At 44.1% G+C, this 23,738-nt stretch carries 19 protein-coding genes and 1 CRISPR repeat array; of the genes, 1 reads left to right on the top strand and 18 read right to left on the bottom strand.

Annotated features, from left to right (window positions below; all coding sequences use genetic code 11):
* Positions 1–24: 24 nt before the first annotated feature.
* From AXE77_RS00740 to AXE77_RS00685, 12 genes are all read right to left on the bottom strand, one after another.
* Positions 25–966, bottom strand: coding sequence for an NAD kinase (locus AXE77_RS00740; RefSeq protein WP_116711670.1), 942 nt, complete (start codon positions 964–966; stop codon positions 25–27).
* A 100-nt stretch (positions 967–1,066) separates the two neighbouring features.
* Positions 1,067–1,867, bottom strand: coding sequence for a TlyA family RNA methyltransferase (locus tag AXE77_RS00735; RefSeq protein WP_116711669.1), 801 nt, complete (start codon positions 1,865–1,867; stop codon positions 1,067–1,069).
* Positions 1,864–2,964, bottom strand: coding sequence for an HAD-IIA family hydrolase (locus AXE77_RS00730; protein WP_116711668.1), 1,101 nt, complete (start codon positions 2,962–2,964; stop codon positions 1,864–1,866). The genes AXE77_RS00735 and AXE77_RS00730 overlap by 4 nt, the downstream gene beginning before the upstream one ends.
* A 132-nt stretch (positions 2,965–3,096) precedes the next feature.
* The gene (locus tag AXE77_RS00725) at positions 3,097–4,794 is read right to left on the bottom strand and encodes a tetratricopeptide repeat protein (RefSeq protein ID WP_116711667.1); all 1,698 of its coding nucleotides are present in this window, start codon (positions 4,792–4,794) and stop codon (positions 3,097–3,099) included.
* A gap of 117 nt (positions 4,795–4,911) precedes the next feature.
* Positions 4,912–6,231 carry a tyrosine--tRNA ligase gene (gene tyrS, locus AXE77_RS00720; RefSeq protein ID WP_116711666.1) on the bottom strand — a complete coding sequence of 440 codons (1,320 nt, stop codon included), beginning with the start codon at positions 6,229–6,231 and terminating at the stop codon, positions 4,912–4,914.
* Between the two features lie 144 nt (positions 6,232–6,375).
* Positions 6,376–7,887, bottom strand: coding sequence for an argininosuccinate lyase (argH, locus tag AXE77_RS00715; RefSeq protein WP_116711665.1), 1,512 nt, complete (start codon positions 7,885–7,887; stop codon positions 6,376–6,378).
* Positions 7,888–7,905: 18 nt separating this feature from the next.
* On the bottom strand, positions 7,906–9,120 hold the full coding sequence (locus AXE77_RS00710) for an argininosuccinate synthase (RefSeq protein ID WP_116711664.1): 1,215 nt from the start codon (positions 9,118–9,120) through the stop codon (positions 7,906–7,908).
* Between the two features lie 397 nt (positions 9,121–9,517).
* Complete coding sequence (locus AXE77_RS00705; protein ID WP_116711663.1) at positions 9,518–10,063, bottom strand: arginine repressor; 546 nt, start codon at positions 10,061–10,063, stop codon at positions 9,518–9,520.
* A 214-nt stretch (positions 10,064–10,277) separates the two neighbouring features.
* The gene (gene pheT / locus AXE77_RS00700) at positions 10,278–12,902 is read right to left on the bottom strand and encodes a phenylalanine--tRNA ligase subunit beta (RefSeq protein ID WP_116711662.1); all 2,625 of its coding nucleotides are present in this window, start codon (positions 12,900–12,902) and stop codon (positions 10,278–10,280) included.
* A 6-nt stretch (positions 12,903–12,908) separates the two neighbouring features.
* Entirely contained in the window at positions 12,909–13,976 is a 1,068-nt protein-coding gene (pheS, locus tag AXE77_RS00695) for a phenylalanine--tRNA ligase subunit alpha (protein WP_165846014.1), read from the bottom strand.
* 76 nt (positions 13,977–14,052) lie between these two features.
* Complete coding sequence (locus tag AXE77_RS00690) at positions 14,053–14,955, bottom strand: TrmH family RNA methyltransferase (RefSeq protein ID WP_116711660.1); 903 nt, start codon at positions 14,953–14,955, stop codon at positions 14,053–14,055.
* 122 nt (positions 14,956–15,077) lie between these two features.
* Positions 15,078–16,067, bottom strand: a complete 990-nt coding sequence (locus AXE77_RS00685) for a cation diffusion facilitator family transporter (RefSeq protein ID WP_116712033.1) — start codon at positions 16,065–16,067, stop codon at positions 15,078–15,080.
* Between the two features lie 433 nt (positions 16,068–16,500).
* Here AXE77_RS00685 and AXE77_RS06600 point away from each other — a divergent pair, with 433 nt between their 5' ends.
* Positions 16,501–16,788, top strand: coding sequence for a hypothetical protein (locus AXE77_RS06600; RefSeq protein WP_165846037.1), 288 nt, complete (start codon positions 16,501–16,503; stop codon positions 16,786–16,788).
* Between the two features lie 819 nt (positions 16,789–17,607).
* Positions 17,608–18,124: direct repeats of the CRISPR family, unit length 28 nt; unit sequence GGATCACCCCCGCGTATGCGGGAAAGAC.
* A 107-nt stretch (positions 18,125–18,231) separates the two neighbouring features.
* Here the strand turns inward: AXE77_RS06600 and cas2e are convergent.
* The 6 genes from cas2e to casB form a co-directional block, all read right to left on the bottom strand.
* Complete coding sequence (cas2e, locus tag AXE77_RS00675) at positions 18,232–19,344, bottom strand: type I-E CRISPR-associated endoribonuclease Cas2e (protein WP_165846013.1); 1,113 nt, start codon at positions 19,342–19,344, stop codon at positions 18,232–18,234.
* A 1-nt stretch (position 19,345) separates the two neighbouring features.
* Complete coding sequence (cas1e, locus tag AXE77_RS00670; protein WP_116711659.1) at positions 19,346–20,287, bottom strand: type I-E CRISPR-associated endonuclease Cas1e; 942 nt, start codon at positions 20,285–20,287, stop codon at positions 19,346–19,348.
* A gap of 45 nt (positions 20,288–20,332) precedes the next feature.
* A complete protein-coding gene (gene cas6e / locus AXE77_RS00665; RefSeq protein ID WP_116711658.1) occupies positions 20,333–20,977 on the bottom strand; it encodes a type I-E CRISPR-associated protein Cas6/Cse3/CasE in 645 nt (214 codons plus the stop codon).
* Positions 20,978–21,862, bottom strand: coding sequence for a type I-E CRISPR-associated protein Cas5/CasD (gene cas5e, locus AXE77_RS00660; protein WP_116711657.1), 885 nt, complete (start codon positions 21,860–21,862; stop codon positions 20,978–20,980).
* A gap of 58 nt (positions 21,863–21,920) precedes the next feature.
* Positions 21,921–23,009, bottom strand: coding sequence for a type I-E CRISPR-associated protein Cas7/Cse4/CasC (gene cas7e / locus AXE77_RS00655; RefSeq protein WP_116711656.1), 1,089 nt, complete (start codon positions 23,007–23,009; stop codon positions 21,921–21,923).
* A 94-nt stretch (positions 23,010–23,103) separates the two neighbouring features.
* Positions 23,104–23,718: a type I-E CRISPR-associated protein Cse2/CasB gene (gene casB / locus AXE77_RS00650; protein WP_116711655.1), complete on the bottom strand. Its 615-nt coding sequence runs from the start codon at positions 23,716–23,718 to the stop codon at positions 23,104–23,106.
* Between the last annotated feature and the right edge of the window lie 20 nt (positions 23,719–23,738).

The following is a 23,738-nucleotide window of genomic DNA, read 5'->3' as shown; positions in this document are numbered from 1 at the left end:
TTATTTTATTTTTGATTATTTCGTTTATTTTTGATTATTTTCGTCCGTTGCCACGGTGCTGTTATGTTCACGCCAGCTGACAACCGGTAAGTCAAATTTGGTAACTAAACGTCTAGTAAAAGGTGCTCCGGAAAGTCGCGCTAATAACAATTCGTCTTTAGATTGTCGAACTTGTATGCGTGAACCTTGTGGAAGCGCGCGCTGTCTACGCCCATCGCAGCAAATCCAACCTCCCGAAGAAGAATCTTCAAGGATATCAATCGTAAAAGTAGAGCCAGAACCGATAATCAGCGGCCTAGCAAACAGGGCATGCGCAGCTAACGGCACTAATTGCAATGCCTCCACGTTCGGCCACATAATAGAGCCTCCAGCAGAAAATGCGTAAGCCGTGGAACCAGTAGGCGTCGAAACAATAACTCCATCGCAACCAAACGAGGACATTTCCACGTCGTCAACGCGGATAGAAAGCTCCACCATGCGGCCGCGATCAGCTCGATCAAGCGTAATATCATTAAGCGCCCAATCGCTTAACGGTTCACTTTCCCCTGGAAGCCACACGTCAACGTGAGCCTCCATTCTATGCTCCAAAAAATAGTCCTTCTGCGCAATCCTGCGAATAGCCTCATCAATTTGGAAACTTTCAAACTCTGCTAAAAATCCGACGTGACCAAGATTTATGCCAATAATTGGCACAGGTGCACAATGAACCAGTTCAGCAGCTTGAAGCATGGTACCGTCCCCACCAAGTACCACAACAATTTCAGTATGCTCGTCAACGAGCTGAGCAGTATGTTGCGCAAAATCAGACACCGCAGCACTATGGAACACATCGACTTGAAAACCAGCATCACGCAGCTGAGTAGTGACCTGATTTACTACCGTACTGCGACTATCAAGTCTCGCATGTGTCACTACTAGTGCGCGGCGACTCCCAGGAGCAGCACAACTTACTAAACGTTCCGGCATTAACAGACCCTTCGTACTGTCACAACATAACACACACTATTGTAATTGCTTCGTGACATATTGCTCACGCGTGCTGCGAGGATCTACAAGCTTATGTCAATTACAAAACACGCGCGTACAGCAAGTATTCAACATTGCCGTGTGTGCCTTCTATAGGAGATTGGCATGTGGAAACAACGCACAAACCATTATGCTGAGCGCAATCTTTTACGGTTGATAAAGCTTGCAATCTCAGATTTTTGTCGGTTACTATACCACCTTTGCCGAGATTACCTTTGCCCACTTCAAACTGCGGCTTTACGAGTAGCACAACATCTGCTTTAGGTTGCGCAATTCGCGCGATTACGGGAATAACTAAAGTGAGAGAGATAAAAGAAACGTCCGAAACAATAAGGTTTGGTCGATAAGGCAAATCTTCTTTATAAACGTCTCGAATATTAACTCCGCTCATTTCAATAACGCGAGGATTTTTTGCAATACTCGGGTGCAGTTGACCATGGCCAACATCTAAAGCAATAACTGATTGCACGCCTCGTTGTAACAGTACATCGCAAAAACCGCCGGTTGAAGCACCAATATCGAGTGCTTGAGTCGTTTCACAAGTCGTTAAACCGTCGGCAGCAAACGCTTCAAAGGCACCTTCCAGCTTAAGTGCTCCGCGAGAAACGTAGCGAAGACATGAATCTGAGATTGGTGATTGCGAGACGCTTATTGTATCTGAGTTTTTTACTAGTAGCGAAGATTTAGTAATTTTACTGTTGTTAACGCTTACTGCTCCTGCACGTATTAAGCGCTGAGCGGTGGTTCTGCTTCCAGTCAAACCGCGACTTACGAGAGCACAATCTAACCGTTGAGTTAAATCGGCAGCATTAGTCGCAACTAAATCTTCGCGAATATTCATAGAGAAAACTCCGGCAGCATGTATGATTCCAGTGTTTCACCACGGTCTTGAAGATTCCACGCCAACGCACATGCTGCTCGCAAAGCATTGATATCGCTGGTATCGTTCACTTCAATAGTTTTATTATCACAACAACGCGCTGTTGCCTTACCGCAGGTAAACGTATCAGTATCGCATAATTGTGGAGTTTCGTGAGCTTCGTTTAATCCTCGCAAATCTTTCGACACAAAACTTGGACGCAAATGTTGTGGTGCAAGCATAAGCATACGCGGATCAGTAACGCCCGTAAGCACAAGCAAAGACTCATAGCCTCCTCGAGTGCCAGCCTCAATATCTGTATCCAAACGGTCTCCCACTGCGAGCGAGCGTGAAATACTTATAACAGGATTACCATACTCGTCCTGTTCGGTATTGTCTGAAAAATCTTCTTCGTTATGCTCGATATTCGCAGCAACTAGGAATCGCGCTTCATCATACATCGCCGACTCTGGTTTTCCTGCAGAAGCAATCGGTTGCACGCCAGTTGCATTGATAACAGCTTGAATCATAGAACCGCAACCAGGAGCAATGCCAAGTTCTCGCGGAATCGTCAAATCACGATTGGTAACAAAATACTGCGCGCCATGCTCTACAGCGAACGCAACTTCCGCCATTTCCTGCCATGTCATACGCGGATACCAACCTTGAATTACGGCTTGTGGATTATCTTCACACGAATCTACCGGTTTAAGACCAGCTCGTTGAACTTCATCACGCAAATGTTTAGCGCCAAGTACCAATACGCGGGAGCCACGCTCAACATGGCGAGCTACCATACGCGCCGCAACCACTGAAGAAGTGATAATCTGCCATGGCTCTATAGTAAGACCGAAACTTTTTAACTGATCCGCGACGGTTGCTTGGAATCGAGAAGAATTATTGGTGGTGTATTCAATAGCCATGCCGTGTTGTTGCGCGTTTGTGATCGCATCTGCGGCATGTTCGACAGGGTTACCTCCGCGGTACACCACGCCATCTAAATCGAGCAAAGCTAAACGAAAAGCATCACTTAAGGGACGTGTACTCGATGAAAAATTCGTTCTCGAATGAGACTGCATAGTTACTGACCTCACACAATTGTTTACGAACTAATTTATTGCGCAGCCACTTTTGTAAGTGCTGGCACAAGTAACAAGTGCCCGGCATACTCTACAGCAGCCGGGCGCAAGTTTTAGATGATAAATTATGGGTTATGCTTCTTGAGACTGAACGGCACTCATTTCGATAGTGTCAGTATTGTCAGCGTCTTCAGATGCAGCTTTTTCATTGTCTTGCGAAGAATCGGATTCTTCAGATTCTTCAGACTTATCAGCTTCCTCTGATTCTTCAGAATCGTCGCTATCGTCGTGTTCCTCAAACGACGCTTCTTCAGCATCATCAGTTTCAGGAGCATACTGAGCATCATCGTCACTCATGCCAATCTCATCCATCATGGCATCATTCAAATGTTCCAAATCGTAGTCGATAACGATATCATCAGGATCTATATCTTCATCATCAATATCGGCATACTGCTGTTCGAGTCTATCAAGCAGCGTTTCAAGCTCGATTGCTTCGTCATTGCGTCCAGCTTCCTCCAGGAAGTATTGCTCAGCCTGCACTGCACGCATACGATATTCACCAGGAAGACCCTTGGAACGTCCCATAGCATGAACTAAATCGATAGCCTTATCAACATGTTTGGTATCTGCCAAAACACCCGCATAAACCAGGAACATTTCAGCCTTAACTTCGCCCTTCAAAGACTTTGCTTCATCTGACATGCAGATTTCCAAAGCCTTATCCAAGTTTCCAAGTCCGCGTTCGCAATCAGCAATAAACGGCAAATAATCGAGATAACCATTCATTCGCATCGCAGTGCGGAACTCTTTTGCAGCAAGCTTGTAATCACCCTGTCGATACGACACAAAAGCTAACGTTTCTCGAGAAAAATCAATGCGAGAAGCCTGCTTAGCAGCCCACTTTGCGTGCTCTAAGGCGAGTTCAGGATTTTCTTCTTCTAAAGCGTAGGCTGCGAGAATATGCAAACCAATGTTTTCTGCATGCTCTTTAGATAGGCCGCGTAAACGTTCGCGATCTTCCTTAGAAAGCATAGCCCATTCCAAACCCTTTGGCATCTTAGGCTCACCTGGGCGGCGAGCGGTATAAGGATTCTGAGATGGATAGGAAACAGTGCCGTCGGAATTGCGACGCGGACCACGGTCGAAATGGAAGTTTCCGTTAGTATTATTGCGATAATTACTTTCAGAATTTTCGTTACGATTGTTGCGACGGTCGTCAAAGCGGCGCTCGCCATCGCGGCGATTGTCGTGACGATCCTCACGGAACCCGCCCTTAGAAGAGTTGCGGAAGTCCTTACGAAAATCTCCACCACGGCGATCGTTATGGCGGTTGTCTTGACGGTTATCGCGACGATCGAAACGACGCTCACCATCAAACTTCTTATAACGAGGATTACCGCTTTCTTCACCATTATGTTCAGCATTGCGTGAACGGCGATCATCGCGACGGTCGTCGAAACGACGATTACGGTCAAAATGACGCTCACTATCATAGCGGTTATCACGATCACGGCGATCATCGCGGAAACCACCGTTTCCATTATTACGGAAACCGCCCTTCTTAAAACCGTCATGACGATTATCACGACGATCATCACGTCGATCGAAACGACGCTCACCATCACGATTTACAGCAGAACGGAAACCATCGCCGCGCTCATCATCGTGACGATGGAAGCCACCCTTCTTAAAACCACCCTTGTGGAAACCATCCTTGTGGAAACCGCCGCGGCGCTCGCCGCTTTTACCACCATTTCGATGACCAAATCCGCCACGCTCACCAAACGACTTCCTACCACTGCGCGAGTGTTCGCGTTCTTCGCCCATGCTGGCATACCTCTCATTCATATGCGAAATCGCATTGTTATTATTTCATAAAATTCACATGTGCCTGCTGCAGAAAAATATTGCAGCAGACACATTCTGTAAAATCATAAACGCGTCTTATGCGCGCTCAACAGCACCAATAGCTTTCTTACCGCGACGAAGCAAAGCAAAACGGCCATGCAGGAACGAGTTATCGTCAAGCACAGCATCTACCCCTTCAACGCGCTCATTGTTCAAATACAAACCGCCAGCTTCAATAGCGCGACGAGCCTCGGAAACAGTGCGGAACAGGCCAGCAGCAACTGCAGCCTCAACCACACGATCACCAGCACAAGACTTAGCAAAGTCTAGGCTGCCATCTTCTGTCTTAACCTTAACTCCATCCAATGCAGCCTCAAGTGTCTGCTCATCAATATTCTGAAGTTCACCTCGACCAAAGAGTGCAGAAGAAGCCTCAATCGCTTGGTTAGTAACATCTTCGCCATGAACGAAACTGGTAACTTCCCAAGCGAGCACGCGCTGAGCTTCACGGCTTCCAGGATCCTCCTGAATCTGCTGAGCTAAACGTTCAATCTCATCCTTTGGTAAGAATGTGAACACCTTAAGCAACTTAACCACTTCATCATCTGGCTGATTAAACCAGAACTGGTAGAAGCGATACGGGCTAAGCATGGAAGGATCAAGCCACATTGCGTTACCTTCTGACTTGCCGAACTTACGACCCTGATTATCCGTAATAATAGGGCTTGTAAATACGTTTACAGAAGCGCCACGCACTTTACGTATCAAATCCATGCCGGAAGTAAGATTACCCCACTGATCCGAACCACCAAGTTGCAAAGTAACATTGTAATTATCAAACAAGTATAAGAAATCGTTACCTTGCAAAACTTGGTAACTGAACTCTGCGAAAGAAATACCTTCGTCAGAATTCAACCTACGAGCCACGATATCCTTGGCAAGCATTGTGCCAACACGGAAGTTTTTACCGACGTCGCGCAAGAAGTCGATAGCAGACATCTTAGAAACCCAGTCATAATTGCTAACAAAACGAACAGGATTTTCACCTTCAAGCGGCAAAATTCTGCCAATCTGCCTACGCAAACGCTCAGCCCACGCTGCCACAATATCTTTAGAGTTAAGCGTGCGCTCACCACTTTGACGAGGATCACCAATCAAACCGGTAGCGCCACCAACTAAAGCAATAGGATGATGACCTGCAGCCTGCAAATGACGCATGTTAATAAGCTGTACAAGATTGCCGATGTGCAAAGATGCAGCCGTAGGATCGTAGCCGCAATAATACGTTAATGGTTCCCCGTCAAGTGCTTGAGCAAGCTGTTTCTCATCAGTAGATTGCGAAATCAATCCACGCCACTTAAGCTCTTCAAACAAAGAAGCAAATCCGGCTTCCTTGTAATTCCTGACCTGAGCCATTCGTATCTCCTTATTAAAAGTACCGATAAATATCGGGCGCCATGTGCGTCCACAAGCCTTTCAATTTTTGCAGTACAGGCAGACACGCACAGCTAGCAGAGCAAAAAATTTAAGCTTCTTCGTCAAACGCATATGTGGGGTACATTAGTTGAGAGGAGAATGATAAGAAGTACCATCGCTAACAGACTCAGCAAAACGTTGATATTCCGCCATTATACAGGTTGCTTCTTCAATTTGTTCGAGCACTCGAACCGGTGCCGTGCCGCCGCGTCCGCAACGGGCTGACACAGAACCGTCGCTGGAGAGTACGGATCGAAGATTGGCAATATTGTTTGCCTCTACGTAACCATCCATAATCGACGCAAAATCTTCATCGCTTAAGTCCGCAAGATCTCCGCCAATCTCCTCAGCTCGTTTTACGCACAATCCCGACAAAGTATGCGCGTTACGGAAAGGAACCCCCTGCTTCACCAACCATTCTGCAATATCGGTGGCGAGCGCAAAACCAGTAGCTGCCTGTTCTCGCAAACGCTTCGTATCAAATTGCATAGTCTCAACCATGCCGGCGAAAGCTGGTAGTAAGACTTCTAAAGTATCGATCTGATCAAAAACGGCTTCTTTATCTTCCTGCAAATCGCGAGCGTACGCAGTAGGTAAACCTTTTAACGTTGCCATTAAGCCAGTTAAATCGCCTATGAGTCGACCCGCTTTACCGCGAGCCAGCTCAGCAATATCCGGATTCTTTTTCTGCGGCATAATAGAAGATCCAGTGGAATACGCATCATCTAAGCGCACGAAGGCAAATTCCTGGGTATTCCAAATAATAATTTCTTCACTAAGACGAGAAATGTCAACGCCAATCATTGCCGCTATGAACGAAAACTCAGCAACAACGTCTCTACTTGCAGTAGCGTCAATTGAGTTGGCGCAAACTTTAGTGAAACCAAGTTCTTGGGCTACAGCATCCGGATCAAGGCCAAGCGTATTGCCAGCTAATGCCCCTGCACCGTATGGACTTTCACCAGCTCTCACATCCCAATCTTGCAGTCGCTTAATATCGCGTAATAGTGGCCACACGTGTGCCATCAATTGATGCGCTAACAGAATAGGCTGGGCATGCTGCATGTGAGTTCGCCCTGGCATCACCGCATCTTTTGCATCTCGTGACTGCTTGAGCAGAGCATCGCACACACAAAGCAGTAATTTTGCAATAAGGCGCGCATGGCGACGTAAAAACATGCGAATAAGTGCAGCAATCTGGTCATTTCTAGAACGACCTGCACGAAGTTTGCCGCCCAACTCGTTTCCTGCAATTTCAAGCAATCCGCGTTCTAATGCTGTTGCTTCGTCCTCATCTTCTTCAATCGGCGCAAAAGTTCCGTCATCTACGCGTTTCTGCAATTCGTCTAACGCAAGCGATAACTGAGCATACTCTTTTTCACTAAGAAGACCTGCACGATACAACGCGTGCGCATGAGCGCGCGACCCCGCAATATCGTCATCTGCTAAACGCCAATCAAACTGTGTTGATTTACTTAACGCCGCAAGCGCTGCTGAAGGTCCGGAACTGAACCTGCCTCCCCACAATGCTATTGGTTGATTTACTGTATGTTGAGGATCAGTAGGTTGATAAGCGTGAGTTGTTGCATCGTGCATAATCGTTATTACCTCGTATTAGTTGTTGTTGGCAACGCGCATGTCACGAGCTGCAGCAACTTTACTTGACAATCCGTAAATTTCGATAAAGCCGTTGGACGCGCGCTGGTCGAAAGTATCAGAAGAATCGTACGTAGCTAAATTAAAATCGTATAGCGATTCTTCAGATCGACGACCAGTAACAACTGCCTTCCCTGCGTACAAAGTCATGCGAATATCGCCAGAAACGTGCTCTTGCGTTTCGTTGATGAATGCGTTGAGCGAGCGCACTACTGGAGAATACCATTGGCCATCGTACACGAACTCCGCCCACTTTTTATCAAGCGCACGCTTTAGCCTGTGCTGTTCACGTTCCAAACAGCAGTTTTCTAACTCTTGATGCGCAGTAATCAGAGCTTGAGCACCTGGAACTTCGTACAATTCACGTGACTTAATGCCGACAAGACGATCTTCAATAATATCAATTCGACCAATGCCTTGTGCTCCAGCTCTGGCGTTCATTTCTTCGATTGCTTGCAATGGAGTTACGTCATGACCATCTATGGCAACTGGCACACCTTTTTCAAACGTGATAGTTACTTCGTCAGGATCGTGAGCGTCCAAAGGATTCTTTGTATATGAATAACATTCTTCGGTAGGAGCATTCCAAGGATCCTCGAGGAAGCCTGTTTCGATAGCGCGACCCCACACGTTTTGGTCGATAGAATATGGGCTTTTCTTACTTTGTTCGATAGGAAGATTGTGTTCGTTAGCGAAAGCGATTTCTACGTCGCGAGTAAGTGACAAGTCACGAATAGGGCTTATTGCTTTTAATGAAGGATCAAGGGAGCGAATAGCCACTTCAAAACGAACCTGATCGTTACCTTTGCCTGTGCAACCGTGAGCAATAGTATCTGCGTCAAATTCGTGGGCTGCGTGAACCAAATGACGAGTAATTAGAGGACGTGACAACGCAGAGACTAGTGGATATACGTCTTCATACATGGCGTTGGCTTTTAATGCAGGCATGCAGTAGTTATCTGCAAACTCATCTCGCGCGTCAACAACGTAAGATTCGACGGCACCGCAAGCTAAAGCGCGCTTTTTAATTGCTTCTAATGCTTCCCCACCTTGACCTACGTTTAACGATACGGCTACAACGTCCTGTCCTGTTTGTTCTTTTAAGTAAGGAATAGCAACGGAAGTATCTAAACCACCTGAATATGCTAATACAATGCGCTTGTTGCTGCTCATATTGACCTCCTGGCCATATCGTGTATAAATAAACAATACAGAGCATATTATACAGGGGCGATAAAATCAACAGATATGGCAAAAATAGTTAAATTTATTTTCTTACGAAGAAATATAGAAAGAATAACATAAAACAATAGTGAAATACTTATACAATATATTACGGAAACTAACCCTTTATTTCAGGCTATTTCACACACAAATATTTCGCACTATGAGAGAATAAGTGAAATTACTTTTAGAAAAAGGTAAGGCCAAGAAAAAGAAAAAAGAAAAAAGAAAAAAGAAAAGCGCACGGCACAATCGACGCACCGTGCGCTTCACATACACAATACTTTGCTCACAGCGCACTATAACGCTTACGCAAAGTTCCACTCACAAATCTCAACAACAGTTATCAGCGAGAAGCTACAGTAAGCATCCACGCTGCACGATTTTCAGCTTCCTCGTTAGAAACACAAACCATAATAACCGTATCGTCACCAGCAACGGACCCCAAAATTCCTCGTAGAGGCTGACGATCGATAACACTAGCAACGTACTGTGCCGCACCCGAAGGAGTGTGAATAACCACAATATTGTTCGCATGACCGACTTCAGTAACAAGGCCAGACAGAGTACGCGCAACCTGCTGATCAACACGCACTGTATCCATAGCATGACGATTGCCTGTGCCATCACTTAGCACATACGCAATCCTACCGTCGGTTAAACGAATCTTTACTGCGTTAATCTCGTCCAAATCGCGACTTAACGTAGCCTGCGTAACTTTGAAGCCATTGCGAGCTAGCACGCTTGAAAGTTGAGATTGCGAAGTAATAACCTCACTTAGCAAAGCCTGTTCGATAGCATTTAATCGAGCCGCCTTAGTAGTCGGACGTTGCTGTTTTACCGAAACCTCATGGTTGTCGGTATTTTCTGTATCCTTTTTTGGATTAACCATAATGATTAAAAAAACCTTTCATATAACACGCTCAATCTAATATATACGCATAAGCACATAAATATCTATGCAATATACAAATTTTCTATGCAATTTATTACAAAATTATATATCACAATAAAAAATGCGACCACACAGAACTTCTCAAGAACTGCGCAGTCGCATAACATAATGTCAGTCGCTTACCGCATTACTAGTATCATTTCGCGTTAGTTTACACACGCAACGTGGCGTGCAAGCTCGCTGCCGACTTAGTAATTGCCGCACGAACAGCATCCATTTCCTCACCAGAAAGCGTTCTATCTGCAGCGCGGAACGTTACCGAATAAGCGAGAGAACGCAAACCGTCACCAAGCTGCTCACCCTCATATACGTCAAACAGCTCAATAGATTCGAACAAATCGCCAGCAGCCTTCACAATGGCATCCTGCAAAGTCTTAGCCGTCAAGGAAACAGGAGCAGTGAACGCAAAATCTTGCTTAACTGGAGGGAATGTGGAAATCGGCTTTGCTTGAACCGGCTTCATCGACATATTCGCAAACAAGGCGGTCAAATCGAGTTCAAACGCGGCAGAATGTTTCGGCAAATCCAAAGCATCGCAAACGTGTGGATGCAACTCGCCAACAACACCAAGAGACACGCAAGAGCCGTCTTCAGCAGCAACACAAACCTCAGCGCTGCGACCTGGATGCCAAGCTGCAGGAGCGTTGTCAGCATCAAACTGTTTGAGAACAAAATGAACACCTATACGCTTGCCAACACGTTGAAGAGCTTCTACAGCATCACTCCAATCCACGTCGCGATGCGTACCGAGCCAGCCAGTATCTTCAGCATGGCCAGTAAGCAAAGCGGCAACATGCAACGGCTGATCCGGCAGGCCGGCATCGAGTGCAGCAAGCTCCGCGTTAGAAGGACGCTGAGAGCCAGGCAAAGCAGGAATTGCAGGAGCGTTAGGATCGCTGAAGTATACGTGACCAAGCTCATACAAAGCAATGTCACTTAAACCACGACGAAGATTACGACGAACAGTACCAGCAAGCGTCATAAGTACACAACGACGAAGCCATGGACGATCGCCAGCCAAAGGATTAGCAATACGAACACTCACCTTGGCAGTTTCATCAACGTCTTGACGGAACGCTTTAATATCTTCCTCACCAACAAACGGGTAACTTAACGTTTCTACTAGACCAGATTCAGCCAACTCGTACGCAATTGCACGACGCGTAGCCTGCTCAGCGGTTAAACCAGTACGACCTGTAACAGGAACTGCTGGAACTTTAACAGGAATCTCATCGTAACCAATTAAACGAGCAATTTCTTCTACCAAATCGCAAGGATCATTCAAATCCGGACGCCACGTTGGAGGAAGCACTGAGAAGGAACCGTTGCCACCGCCAGCAACAGAGCAGCCAATATCGGTGAGAATATCGCTAATGCGGTTCAAATCGACATCGAGACCAGCAACACGCTTAACCTCATCAGCCTTAAACACAATAACGTTGCGAGACTGCGTATTATTCAAATCCTTAGGGCTTGAAGACGGATGAGCATCGCCAAATTGCGCCAAAAGATTTGATGCCATCTGAGCTGCAGCAGGCTGCAAATCCGTATCAACACCGCGCTCAAAACGACGGGAGGCTTCGGAAGGAATCTTATGACGACGCGCAGTACGAGCAATAGAAACGGGATCAAAATGAGCCGCTTCAAGCAAAATATTCTTGGTTTCGCTCGTCACCTCGCCATACATGCCGCCCATAACACCAGCCAAGCCAAGCACGCGAGAACCACGATTGCCACGAGGAGAATCAGAAATAACCAAATCCTCTACGTGAAGTTCACGATCTTTACCATCTAATGTTGTAAGATGCTCGCCAGAACGCGCACGACGAACCACAATCGGCCCCTCAATTTTATCTAAGTCGTAAGCGTGCAAAGGCTGACCCAAATCGAGCATGACATAATTAGTAACGTCAACAGCTAACGAAATACTACGCATACCGGCACGCATCAAACGACGCTGCATCCAGTGAGGAGTCGTTGCTTGAGGATTAAAACCATGAATCGCACGAGCGTAATAACGATCACAGCCAATCACAGAGTGAATTGGGTTCGTATCTTCAACGCTCACCTCAATATCGCAGGCTTTCTCATTGGAAGTATCCGCAATACGATCAGCTTGTTCACGTAACGCTACCACTGGATCGGTGTAAGCAGCACCAGTCGAATGGTGATATTCGCGAGCAACACCACGATACGAAAAAGCGTAACCGCGGTCAGGAGTAATATTAATCTCCAAAATTGGTTTATTCAGATGCAACAATTCCATAGCATCGTCGCCAGGCTTCAACGCATCATACTCAGCTTTAGAGAAACCATATTCACGCAGCAAAATGATGCCGTTATGACTATCTCCTAAGCCAAGCTCGCGTTCAGAAGCGCACATGCCATTAGAAACGTGTCCATAAGTTTTACGAGGCTCAATCTTAAAATCACCAGGAAGAACAGCACCAGGAAGCGTTACCACAACCTTTTCGCCGGCAGCCATATTAGGAGCGCCGCAAATAATGCCACGAGGAACTTTCTTACCGTTCTCGTCAACATCGTTGTATTGTTCACCAACGTCAACATGACACCAGTTAATAGTTTTACCATTCTTCTGCGGCTCAGGAGTCGCATCGACTACATAGCCGACTACAATCGGACCGGTAACTTGAGAAGTATGAATCTCTTCTTCTTCCAAACCTACGCGTACCAAATCCTTAGCAAGTTGTTCGTAAGTCAAACCTTCTGGCACTTCAACATGATCTTTGAGCCAGTCAATATCTACCATTGGCATGAGCTTTTACTCCCCCATTACAAACTGTTCACTGAAGCGCTTATCGCCTTCAACCAAATCGTGCATATCGTTAATATCGTGACGAAGCAACAAAGTGCGCTCCAAGCCAACGCCAAACGCGAAGCCAGTGTACACTTGCGGATCCAATCCAGCAGACTTCAAAACATTCGGGTTGACCATACCACAGCCACCCCATTCAATCCAGCCTGGACCACCCTTTTTATCTGGGAACCACAAGTCAAGCTCAGCACTCGGCTCAGTAAACGGGAAGTAGCTTGGACGCAAACGGCTTTTGGCTTCAGGACCAAACATGGCAACAGCCAAACGATCAAGAACACCCTTCAAATCAGCCATAGTTAAGTGCTTGTCTACAGCCAAAGCTTCGCACTGATGGAACACTGGCGTATGCGTAGCATCAAGCTCATCGGTGCGGAAAACGCGCCCAGGAGAAGCAATATACAGAGGAACACCACGCTCAATTAACGCGCGAACTTGATCAGAAGAAGTTTGAGTGCGCAAAACCATGTTTGAGCCAACAAAACCTGCGGCATCCTTTGCCTGATTGCCTTGCACATAGAAAGTATCCTGCATTTGACGAGCAGGATGATCCGGACCAAAGTTCAAAGCATCAAAATCAAACCATTCAGTTTCCACTTCCGGACCAGCGGAAATTTGCCAGCCCATGGAAACAAAGAAGTCTTCAAAATCCTCAATAATACGCGCAATTGGATGACGCGCACCAAGTGGCTTGCGGTTTACAGGAAGCGTCATATCAACGGTTTCAGCAGAGAGCATACGCGCTTCTTCAGCAGACTTTACGCGTTCTGTAGCCTCAGCAAAAGCGCGGCCAAAATCAGCGCGTAACGCCGACATTACCTTGCCGACTTCCTTTTTTTGATCCGCTGGCAGTGAACCAATAGCTTTGCTTGCAACAGTCATCACCGACTGCGCGCCAGCATACTTAGACTTCACTGCTTTTAGTTCGTCCATGGTTTGAGCCGCAGCAGCACAAGCAATGCCTTCTTTGACTACTTGAGCTACCGCCTTCACGTCGAATGGCTTATTATCGGTCACAGCACCCTTCCTATCTGTATTACGCGTATTACGCACGTTTCGTATGCTTTATACACTGTTAAAATACTGCCCAAAGCTATATTTTTCGCGCACGACTCGACATAGCCAAGCCCATAAGCATTACTGCTGCGCTCGTCGCGAGGTTCATTGATTCTGCTTTTCCATAGATTGGGATTATTGAGATATTGTCGGCTTGACGCAATATTTCTTGAGGAAGACCACGCGCTTCATTGCCGAATAATATAGCAACAGACGCGCTCGCAAGATCAGTATTTGCAAGAATATTTGGGAAAGGTACCGGCTTACGCTGATCCGTTCCATAAATATCCGCCGCAATAACATGAACATTCGCCTTTTTAGCATAGCTAAACCAATCTTGAACACTCATTTGTACTACAGGAAGATGGAATAGCGATCCAGCAGTAGAGCGCACAAGTTTAGCGTTCCAACGACTTACACAATCGTCAACAAAAACAACGGCATCACAGCCCGCAACGTCTGCAACGCGAATAATCGCACCAGCGTTACCAGGATCTCTCACTTGCCAGCAAGCCGCAATCAAAAGCGGTTTATCTGCATTTTCTACTAGCGCAGATTCTCGCAAATTCTGAAACTCACCTACGTAAGTCTCATCTAAAGATTGCGCATTCAAAACAGCCGCAATTCCTTGCGAATCAGAGCTTATTTTTTGCATAATACTAGATTCAACAGGATGAACATATAAAGAACGAGATAATGCTTCCTGTACTATCTCTTGCAGCGAGGAAGATTGATTATTTTCATCTTCATTATGTACGCAAGCCTCTTGAGTAACGTAAATATCGCTTATTGCATACGACGCATAACGAACAGCCTCACGCACACTTTGCGGACCTTCAACAAGAAAACGCTCACAATCACGCGACTTTCCACGACCAAGAGTCACAAGCCTACGCACGCGCTCGCTGTGAGGATTATTAATCAGTTCTTTTAACGGCATATCTACACCTTACTTCAAAAAATGAACACAACACAGTTAAGTAGCAACTAAGTACCAGTTAAATGGCAGGTAAATCGCAATTAAATAACAACTAAATAGCAACTACTAAATGCGCCAAGCCATTATTCGTGATGTTCCGAAGCGCTGGAAGTCGTATAACCTTCAGGCTCCAACTGGAAAGTGGTGTGAGAGACAGAAACCGGGAAATGCTCACGCAAACAATCCTGAAGTTGCGAAAGCACCTGAGCACACTGAGCCATCGTCATGTTTGGTTCCACAACCACATGCGCCATAAAAATTGGCATACCAGTAGAAACAGTGCTAGCGTGCAAATCGTGAACTGCAAGCACGTGAGGCACATGCTCTAAGTGCTCGCGAACCTTATCTAAATCAAGTCCTTCCGGAGTTTGTTCAAGAAGAACCTTAACAGCATTCTTAAGTAACTTTAGCGCGCGCGGAATCATAAGAATAGCAATAATTGCGCCGGCAAGAGCATCAAATCCAGCCCAACCAGTGCTCATCATAACGATTGCCGAAATTACAACAGCCACAGAGCCTAAAGCATCGTTCATAACCTCAAGGAAAGCTGCACGCATATTCATGTTGTCTTGCGATTGAGACATAAGAATTACAAGAGAAGCGAGATTTGCAGCAAGACCGAGGATGCCGAAGAAAAGCAGCTGATTGACATCGTGAATGCCTTGGTGACCACTTCCAAAAAGACGCATACCAGCTTCAACAAGAGCATATACACCAACAATTAGCAAAATAAGCGCACCAGCAGCGGCAGTAATAACCTCAAGGCGAGCCCAGCCCCACGTACGCTTGCTGCTTGGGCGGCGGCGCATAAGAATTGCCGTAACCGTTGAGGCTGCAAGAACGGAAATATCCGTAAGCATGTGGCCGGCGTCAATAAGAAGCGACAGAGAATTCGTGAGGAAAGAGCCGATTACTTCGGCAAAAAATACGATTGAAGTAAGAGAAAGAGTAAGGAGGAGACGATGCTGATGGGCGTGACTTGCGTGAATTGCTGCCGCTTGAGAAGCTGCGTTGGCGTTGTTGGAGTTTGCGCTGTGCGTAGTTGCGTTCGCGCTACGTAACTGTGAATCTATATCGCTACTTTTGATTACACCGTTATGATTATGCACTTCTTGGCCTCCCCTAAAATATTGAAACGATATTATTTCTCAATATCATTCGCATTTTGCCTTATACGCAATGAACCCCAGCCGAAGCCGGGGTTCAAAATTGCTAAACATTTCACATCTATGACTATGTAATCACACGCTGTCAACATAAGCGAAATCTGGTCATTCCCTCAAACCAACTCTATTAGCAAGAGATTAAGGGTAAGAGGAGCCCCAGCTTCCGCAAAAAGTATATCAGGTGATACTAATATCAATTAATTAAAATACATAAAAAGTAACTTTATCATAATCAAAATAGATAAGTAGAAGAAGCATAGAAAAGAAGCATAGAAAACGCATCTTACTGCACACAATAAGATAGATACACGAAGGAAATAAAAAGCTAATGGACACGATGATAGAAACGATGAAAATTTGTTATGACATGGTTGATAAACTTCGACCTTATGCTAAGCCATACATGGATAAGGTTTCCGAAGAAGAAGCCAATAGTGCTATTCGAGCAGGCGAACCATCGATCGCAATTGATATTTATTTAGTAGACGCGTGGCTACACAAGAGTGCACCTAAAGAGCTGCTAATCGAAGCTTACAATTTATTAGACCCTTATGAATGTGGCGATAACTACGACGACATAGCAGACGATTTAGGGGTCCCACGTAAAGTTCATTCACCAGATGAATAAGTTTGAGTCTCACCGGGGGCACGGATACGAATCGCAACCACGTATGCGGTAAGACATAAGTTCGAATCCCCCTAGCTCCACCATAGGATTACCCCCGCTTACAAGCTTGCTGCCTTCGTCAATCGAGACGAAGGCAGCCTTCGCTTGCGTTGAAAGCACACCGTGCTTTCAACCCTGAGCAAGCTCAGCGCTCCAAATTGTCTTCGCGCGCTACGCTTTAAGCGCTCAGGCAGGTCGTCGCGCCCACGCGTATGCGGGAAAGACGCATAATCCAGCTGAATAACACTCCAAGTCGCAGGATCACCCCCGCGTATGCGGGAAAGACAGACTTTTTGTTATCGGATTTTGCTTTATTGCGGGATCACCCCCGCGTATGCGGGAAAGACTAAATTTAAGCCGAAACTAACCACGGATGACTGGGATCACCCCCGCGTATGCGGGAAAGACAGTCTGATAGGGTCAGAAGTAACAAACCCGCAGGGATCACCCCCGCGTATGCGGGAAAGACTCGTTTTGTCTTTCTGCGTGATGTTTACTGCCAGGATCACCCCCGCGTATGCAGGAAAGATATAAAGCGCAGTGGCGCGTCTTCGCCAAGAGGACAAAAAGGATAACTCGCCCTTGCGTCACGGCTTTTCCACTTTATCACGCGATACACCGAAGTAAATCACCACCCGCCATGCGTATAATCTTGCTGCCTTCGTCAATCGAGACGAAGGCAGCCCTCGCTTGCGTTGAAAGCACACCGTGCTTTCAACCTAAGCAAGCTCAGCGCTCCAAATTGCCTTCGCGCGCTACGCTTTAAGCGCTCAGGCAGGTCGTCGCGCCCACGCGTATGCGGGAAAGACGCAAGTGCGTCGGGAATCGCAACCGTCGCCGTAGGATCACCCCCGCGTATGCGGGAAAGACACCTTATGGCAAAAACACATAGGTGCGAATACGGGATCACCCCCGCGTATGCGGGAAAGACTTTCTTTCTCTTGCATAAACTTGACTCATTTTAGGATCACCCCCGCGTATGCGGGAAAGACGTACGCCTATAGCCATTGCAACGTACTTTTTCAGGATCACCCCCGCGTATGCGGGAAAGACTGCCAGCCGCCACAAACCAGCAAGGAAGATTAGGGATCACCCCCGCGTATGCGGGAAAGACCCTCGACGTATGCGTGGTGGTGATGATGCTTAGGGATCACCCCCGCGTATACGGGAAAGACAAATCATTTACATTTACATACCAGACTCCGGTAGGATCACCCCCGCGTATGCGGGAAAGACGCGTTTCCACGGTTTGCAATTTCAGCGTCAATGGGATCACCCCCGCGTATGCGGGAAAGACACTTAAAAATCCCAATAAAATAGCCACATCTTCAAAAAGAAACAGCCAAATCTATTTACTTCTCAAAGCAAACTCACCACTTTGAGCGCCACGACGAGATTATACTCTTATGAAAGAAACTTTAGCAATCCTTTTACTTTAAAAACAAGCCGCGCCGTTAATCTAGCATCAGTCAATGCTCTATGTGGCACTGATTCAGCCACATCATATTCACGCAACACTGTTTCCAATTTATAATTTTGCAAAAACATTCTTTCTTTTTTTATAAAACGCGAAATATCAATAACCTTATTCCCTGAAAAAGAGATACCAGATTCTTTACCGCTCGACAATATTGCAGCATTTAAGAACGCCAAATCAAACGGGACATTGTATCCCACTATCGGCAGTTTACCAATAAATTCAATAAATTTTATTATTGCCACAGATATACTTACGCCGTCAGATTCAAGCATATCTTGTGTAATACCAGTCAGTTTAATAATTTCATTAGGCAATAAACTATTATTATCCGAACTTTGGCAACAGCCTCCAATAAAATTATCGTCATTATTATAAATATTTACGAGAGTTTGAAATTCTTCAATTTCTCCATCTACAAATTTCACTGCTCCCATTTCAATAATTTTATGAATCCTGCTATCTAATCCAGTGGTTTCAAAATCTATAACAACAAAATTTTTACTTGTTTTACCAACATATTCCTTCCAATAACTGCAATAACTGTCACACACCATTTCATCATTGTTGGTGATAGTTTTCTTGGTTTGCGCAATAGTATTACAAATTGAAGAACTTACATTTTCAGCTTTGAACTCATTTTCAGCACTATCAATAGAAATTTCAAAGTTCCTTTTATGCCTGATATTTGCGAACTTTTTAGCATTATGAAAATGTGCAGCATCGCTGAAACCGTACTGTAAGTCACTTTCCAAGGTATCACTTGACGGGACACGCACTAAAGGTAATCCATCAAAATAACACACTTCACGATGTGAATGTATCGTTTTGAAATCGTAGCCTATTTCATTTTGTGCAGTGAAACTCATTGTTACAGATCCACTGCCAACAGTATTTTCGATACGCTTCCACAATTCTTCACGAATGCGACTATTAAAATTGCCAACATAAACACCTGTTGCGATTTCTTGCATCCATTTAGTTAAATCTCCCCTCAAAGATGAAGGACAATTTGTCATTGTTATTACAGTTAGCGGCATATCAGTGCACCTCACTGTAATTTACGCCAGAGGCAACTAAACGTTCTTTATCATCCCAAAGGTGTATTACATCAACCGTTATCTGTTCATCCACTGGCACTTCAAGTAGATTCTGTATGTCTCGAACAATTCGAGCCATAATATTGCTACTTGCGAAACAATCGCGCATTTTTAGTCGCATTAATCGCTCAATGTTATCATCATTTTCACATAACGAGGCAATCTCAAACGCAGCAGGAATTGTTAATTCCGCTTTATACAAATCAGCTACGTCATACACAAGCGAAAGATCATGACCAGTATGCACAAAACCTAATCCTGGAGCAAGCCCAAGCGCCGAAATTATGCTATGCACTAAACCGTAAAGACATACGTTACCTACAGATAACGCCTGATTGACAATAGTTCCATCTTCAAAATTGTCAATATCGTATTCACGACCTTCCCAAGGAACATCATATTTTGCCGACATTTTTCTATATACAGTTCTTACTCTCGCTCCTTCTCTGCCTCGCAATTGTTGCATCGTATAAGCACTTACATCTTCATTAGGAAAACGCATCTGGTACATTTTTCTAGCAACACATAATCGAAACCTCGTATTGGTAACAAGTTTTGCTTGCTTTTCTAAGAACCTTGAGCTTCTAGACAACGCTCTGCCATGAGCATAATTTCTTACACCGTGCTCACCTACCCAAACCACACTCGCACCAACGTTTCCTAAAAGTTCCATTGCACGATGGGTAATCTCTGTTCCAGGTCCTAAAAACAAAACACCAATCATGGCAGCTGGAATTCTTACCGTTCCCAAAGCATCAAAGACTGTAACAGCACTATCAAGACGATTGACTTTTGCATGCTCAACATATATGAAGCTTACACGATCACCTATTCTAGGAAGCTCCTGAAGCTCAGCTTTCTTTGCGCCACATTTCTCTTTCATGCTGTCACAGCCTTTATGAACTCAACATATAGGTTTTACAACTGATCAACCAATAGGAATAAGTGTCATCATGCCAAATCCATACGCTTTTTTCTTGCCGATTCCTTCAATTAACGTTTTGCGCATGGTATCAGCATCGTTAATAGTTAACACACCCTGATACGTAACTCTACTTAATCGAATAGGCTTTTTTGATTTGGTAAACAAACTGTACCCACGTTCAACGATAGTAAATTCGTCGTCCCGTAGCACAAATCCTAATTTTTGCGCACGTTTAAGCAAGAAATTCATTTGCTGACTGTAAGTAATATGTGGAACAATTCTGCCACGAGTAGAACGAGCCTCAGGAGTATCAGAAATAGCAACAACGGGATTAAGTGTCACTTTAAATTGCATTCTCATACCATCTTTTAACTGCTCTAGAAACTTGTCGTAACTCTTTGTTACTGCAGTCCCTGCGACCCCATACATCTCTAAACGTTGCAAATCTGGCTTATTGTCGCTTACTACAAGCAAATACTGTTTCCCTTGTAAAACGTCCACACGCCACAACTTACGACTTCGCTCATGATCTACAAATTCATCTGGAAAACTTTGCTCAACCCAATTATGGAAAGCACCCACCGATTTAAGATCCATTTGCGATTTATACTTTTGAAAGTCAATTTCAACCCTACTTAAGTAAGTCATCTACGCCTCCATCCCAGAAAATGCATCGTGTTCAACATTAAAAGTTCTATGAACTTTTAAATAACTATTATCTGATCGAACATTTTGCAAATTTGGCATATTGCGACAAATTCGTTCAATGGGTATCTCAATTTTCGATTCGTACCGGAACCCGAATTTCCTTTCTTTATTTGAGAAAGAATTAACGTAATCCTTGCGTAACTTACGAACCGACGACTGGATTCTATAAGTACCAATATCTTCTTTTTTTAATTCTTCTGCTGCTTTATCTATCAAATCAGCATCAGCATATAAAGGCACAAAGCCAGAATTAAGTGATTTACTTGATTCTTCCGTAGATTCCAAGCCTCTCGATAATACAGAAACTTTAACTCGTCTTCTACCCCACTCATTTGCAAGCCACTCATGCGTTAATAGAGCCTGAATTACTCCACAATCTTCTACTCCTAGAATAAAGTCAGCAGTAGGAGGCAATGATCTTCTGCCTAAACTAGATTGAAAATATGGCGAGCGCAACGCATCGTTAATACTGTAAATAAGTTGCTCATTATCGGATCCTATTGCAACTAGAAATATGGCATCTTCTAGATAGTAACGATTTGTAACGTAATTTTTTTCAAAGTCACCGTTAAGCTTATATTTTGCAGCAATATGATAATCTCTAAGCAAATTTCCTTGCTGATCTATTCGTACTGCAAAATCCAAATCATTAAGCTTTGCAATCTCTTCATCACAATCTGCACTTCTTCTATACCCAAAAGCTGCAGCAATCATACCTACTACCGCACTTTTAGATGGATAGTAGTCTGTGCGACGAGTCTCAAAATGCGAATCCGTACCCCATGATTGCAACGGTCCAGAAAACTTCAGTAATAAACTTTTCATAAGCTTCCTAACTGTTAAACACTAAATATCAACCAATAAGTGTTATCTATTAAGAGATTCACTGAAGCAATTCAGATAATTTAGAAGAAAAATCATCCAATAATTGCTGCATATTTTGCTCTTCTGTACCTAATTTAAGATTCTCATTTGAAGAATCCATTGTCACATAGAATGACGCTAGTGGCTTATGAACAAATTTTTGAACTTTCTCGTATTCTTGAGATAGCTTTTCTATAGACTTTGAAACATATCCGTCTTTTGCTTTTACTGGATCTTCAAATGCGCTCACTAAATTCACTGGTCTGTCATCTCTTAAAGTTACCACCAGCATTTGCGGCAAAGTTTGATTCGCAAAAGTATTTGCTTTTCCAGTAGGCATAGCGTTAGCGAAAGCTTCAATAAAAAGTCTAAGAGCATTAATTGTAGATTCTTTGTTACCGCTCAACTGATGGCTAAATTCATGTATTGCAACATTTGCATAACGATACAGTGTTGAAGAATTATATTCTATTGTTCCAAGCATCCCAGCTCCAGCATTATCATCCGCAGATAAGTCATCAACAGCAGTATAGTAATCAAATTCAGCACGAACAGCGTGAGTGGAAATTGCGTGAGCAACTTGAGAAGAAGCATCCTCATTAAGAGATCGATTGTCTGCAAGCATGCGACCGAATAGCGCAATATCAATAGGTGGATTATCTTTCAAAATTTCTTCCAGCTGCTTCTTGTCCTTAATATTGTTGACTGCTGCTTGCGCTAGAGAATTCGCTTGATTTTCACCTAAGAAAAATAGAACATTTACTACAGGAGTTATTTTACCCTTATCTGTTTTAGTTTTAATACCAGCATTATTTAACGTTTTTTTTGCTAAATCTAATGCTTCTTGTTCAGATAATTCTGGTTTTAATGCAATAATTTTATCTGCAACGTACTTAACAATGTTTTTACTTCGTATTCCAACATTGGAATCTCCGCTGTGCTCTTTGAAATATTCACGCATTGAATGCTTCCAACATTGAGAGCTTACTCTAGCTCTAGTTACACCACCATATTGAGCAGTTTTCGGGCTTCCTGCATCATCACGATTAATGTTGCATGGTGGAACAGTTTGTATTGCTTGAATATCTAAGAATAAATGAGCGTTCATTGTTTTGCCTTTCTAAATTTTAGTTGATTGTTTAATAACGTTGTTTTTGAAATATGTAATTTTTAAAATATGTGATGTTGCTAAAAAGTTATTGCTACTTGCTTAAACGATAATATTCTTGTGCCCAGGAAAGTCTTATTTTTTCTGAATCTTCAAACTGAAGCAAATACAAATCGCGCGCTAGTTTAGAATAATCAATCGCTTGTTGATTTTCTTTTGTTCTGCTTTTTAGTAGTCGAACTAGTTGACGAAGATAGTAGTAAAAACTCTCATAATCGCTTGCAGTAATCATAACACTAAAGCGTCTATCCATCGCCACACGTACGCCTTCGTCACTTCTTAGTGCTCTTAAAGCTGTTCCCATATTGTTATAAGATTTTTCATTTTCTGAATCTTCAGATTTATTTAAATCTTTATAACTTGATTTTTCTCTAACACCTTGCTCGTACAATGCGTATATTTGCAAAGTGTTTATAACAGCTCGCAATTGGTAGCTAACTTCACCATATTTATTGATGAAGCTTACCGGAACATTGCTTAATATCCATGGCCATATTTCTACAGACTGACTTAATGGCTTACCAATTGTGTGGCGAAGTTGAGCAAGCATAGCTCTATTTGACGAAGCATCTGCAATTTCTATAAATTGCTTGATAATTTTGCTAACAGCATTAGATACTTCAACAGTTTTGCTTTGATTTTCAGTCATAATAGCCTCCTTTCTATGTC

Source organism: Gardnerella massiliensis (genome assembly GCF_003408845.1).
Classification (GTDB): Bacteria; Actinomycetota; Actinomycetes; order Actinomycetales; family Bifidobacteriaceae; genus Bifidobacterium; species Bifidobacterium vaginale_H.
The sequence above is the reverse complement of the archived record's forward strand: the minus strand, read 5'-3'. Positions and strand labels throughout refer to the sequence as shown.

What these genes read in the sequence shown, in the direction of transcription:
- AXE77_RS00740 (WP_116711670.1), bottom strand. Translation starts at nt 966, where the DNA reads ATGCCGGAACGTTTAGTAAGTTGTGCTGCTCCTGGGAGTCGCCGCGCA.
- AXE77_RS00735 (WP_116711669.1), bottom strand. Translation starts at nt 1,867, where the DNA reads ATGAATATTCGCGAAGATTTAGTTGCGACTAATGCTGCCGATTTAACT.
- AXE77_RS00730 (WP_116711668.1), bottom strand. Translation starts at nt 2,964, where the DNA reads ATGCAGTCTCATTCGAGAACGAATTTTTCATCGAGTACACGTCCCTTA.
- AXE77_RS00725 (WP_116711667.1), bottom strand. Translation starts at nt 4,794, where the DNA reads ATGGGCGAAGAACGCGAACACTCGCGCAGTGGTAGGAAGTCGTTTGGT.
- tyrS (WP_116711666.1), bottom strand. Translation starts at nt 6,231, where the DNA reads ATGGCTCAGGTCAGGAATTACAAGGAAGCCGGATTTGCTTCTTTGTTT.
- argH (WP_116711665.1), bottom strand. Translation starts at nt 7,887, where the DNA reads ATGCACGATGCAACAACTCACGCTTATCAACCTACTGATCCTCAACAT.
- AXE77_RS00710 (WP_116711664.1), bottom strand. Translation starts at nt 9,120, where the DNA reads ATGAGCAGCAACAAGCGCATTGTATTAGCATATTCAGGTGGTTTAGAT.
- AXE77_RS00705 (WP_116711663.1), bottom strand. Translation starts at nt 10,063, where the DNA reads ATGGTTAATCCAAAAAAGGATACAGAAAATACCGACAACCATGAGGTT.
- pheT (WP_116711662.1), bottom strand. Translation starts at nt 12,902, where the DNA reads ATGCCAATGGTAGATATTGACTGGCTCAAAGATCATGTTGAAGTGCCA.
- AXE77_RS00690 (WP_116711660.1), bottom strand. Translation starts at nt 14,955, where the DNA reads ATGCCGTTAAAAGAACTGATTAATAATCCTCACAGCGAGCGCGTGCGT.
- cas2e (WP_165846013.1), bottom strand. Translation starts at nt 19,344, where the DNA reads ATGCCGCTAACTGTAATAACAATGACAAATTGTCCTTCATCTTTGAGG.
- cas1e (WP_116711659.1), bottom strand. Translation starts at nt 20,287, where the DNA reads ATGAAAGAGAAATGTGGCGCAAAGAAAGCTGAGCTTCAGGAGCTTCCT.
- cas6e (WP_116711658.1), bottom strand. Translation starts at nt 20,977, where the DNA reads ATGACTTACTTAAGTAGGGTTGAAATTGACTTTCAAAAGTATAAATCG.
- cas5e (WP_116711657.1), bottom strand. Translation starts at nt 21,862, where the DNA reads ATGAAAAGTTTATTACTGAAGTTTTCTGGACCGTTGCAATCATGGGGT.
- cas7e (WP_116711656.1), bottom strand. Translation starts at nt 23,009, where the DNA reads ATGAACGCTCATTTATTCTTAGATATTCAAGCAATACAAACTGTTCCA.
- casB (WP_116711655.1), bottom strand. Translation starts at nt 23,718, where the DNA reads ATGACTGAAAATCAAAGCAAAACTGTTGAAGTATCTAATGCTGTTAGC.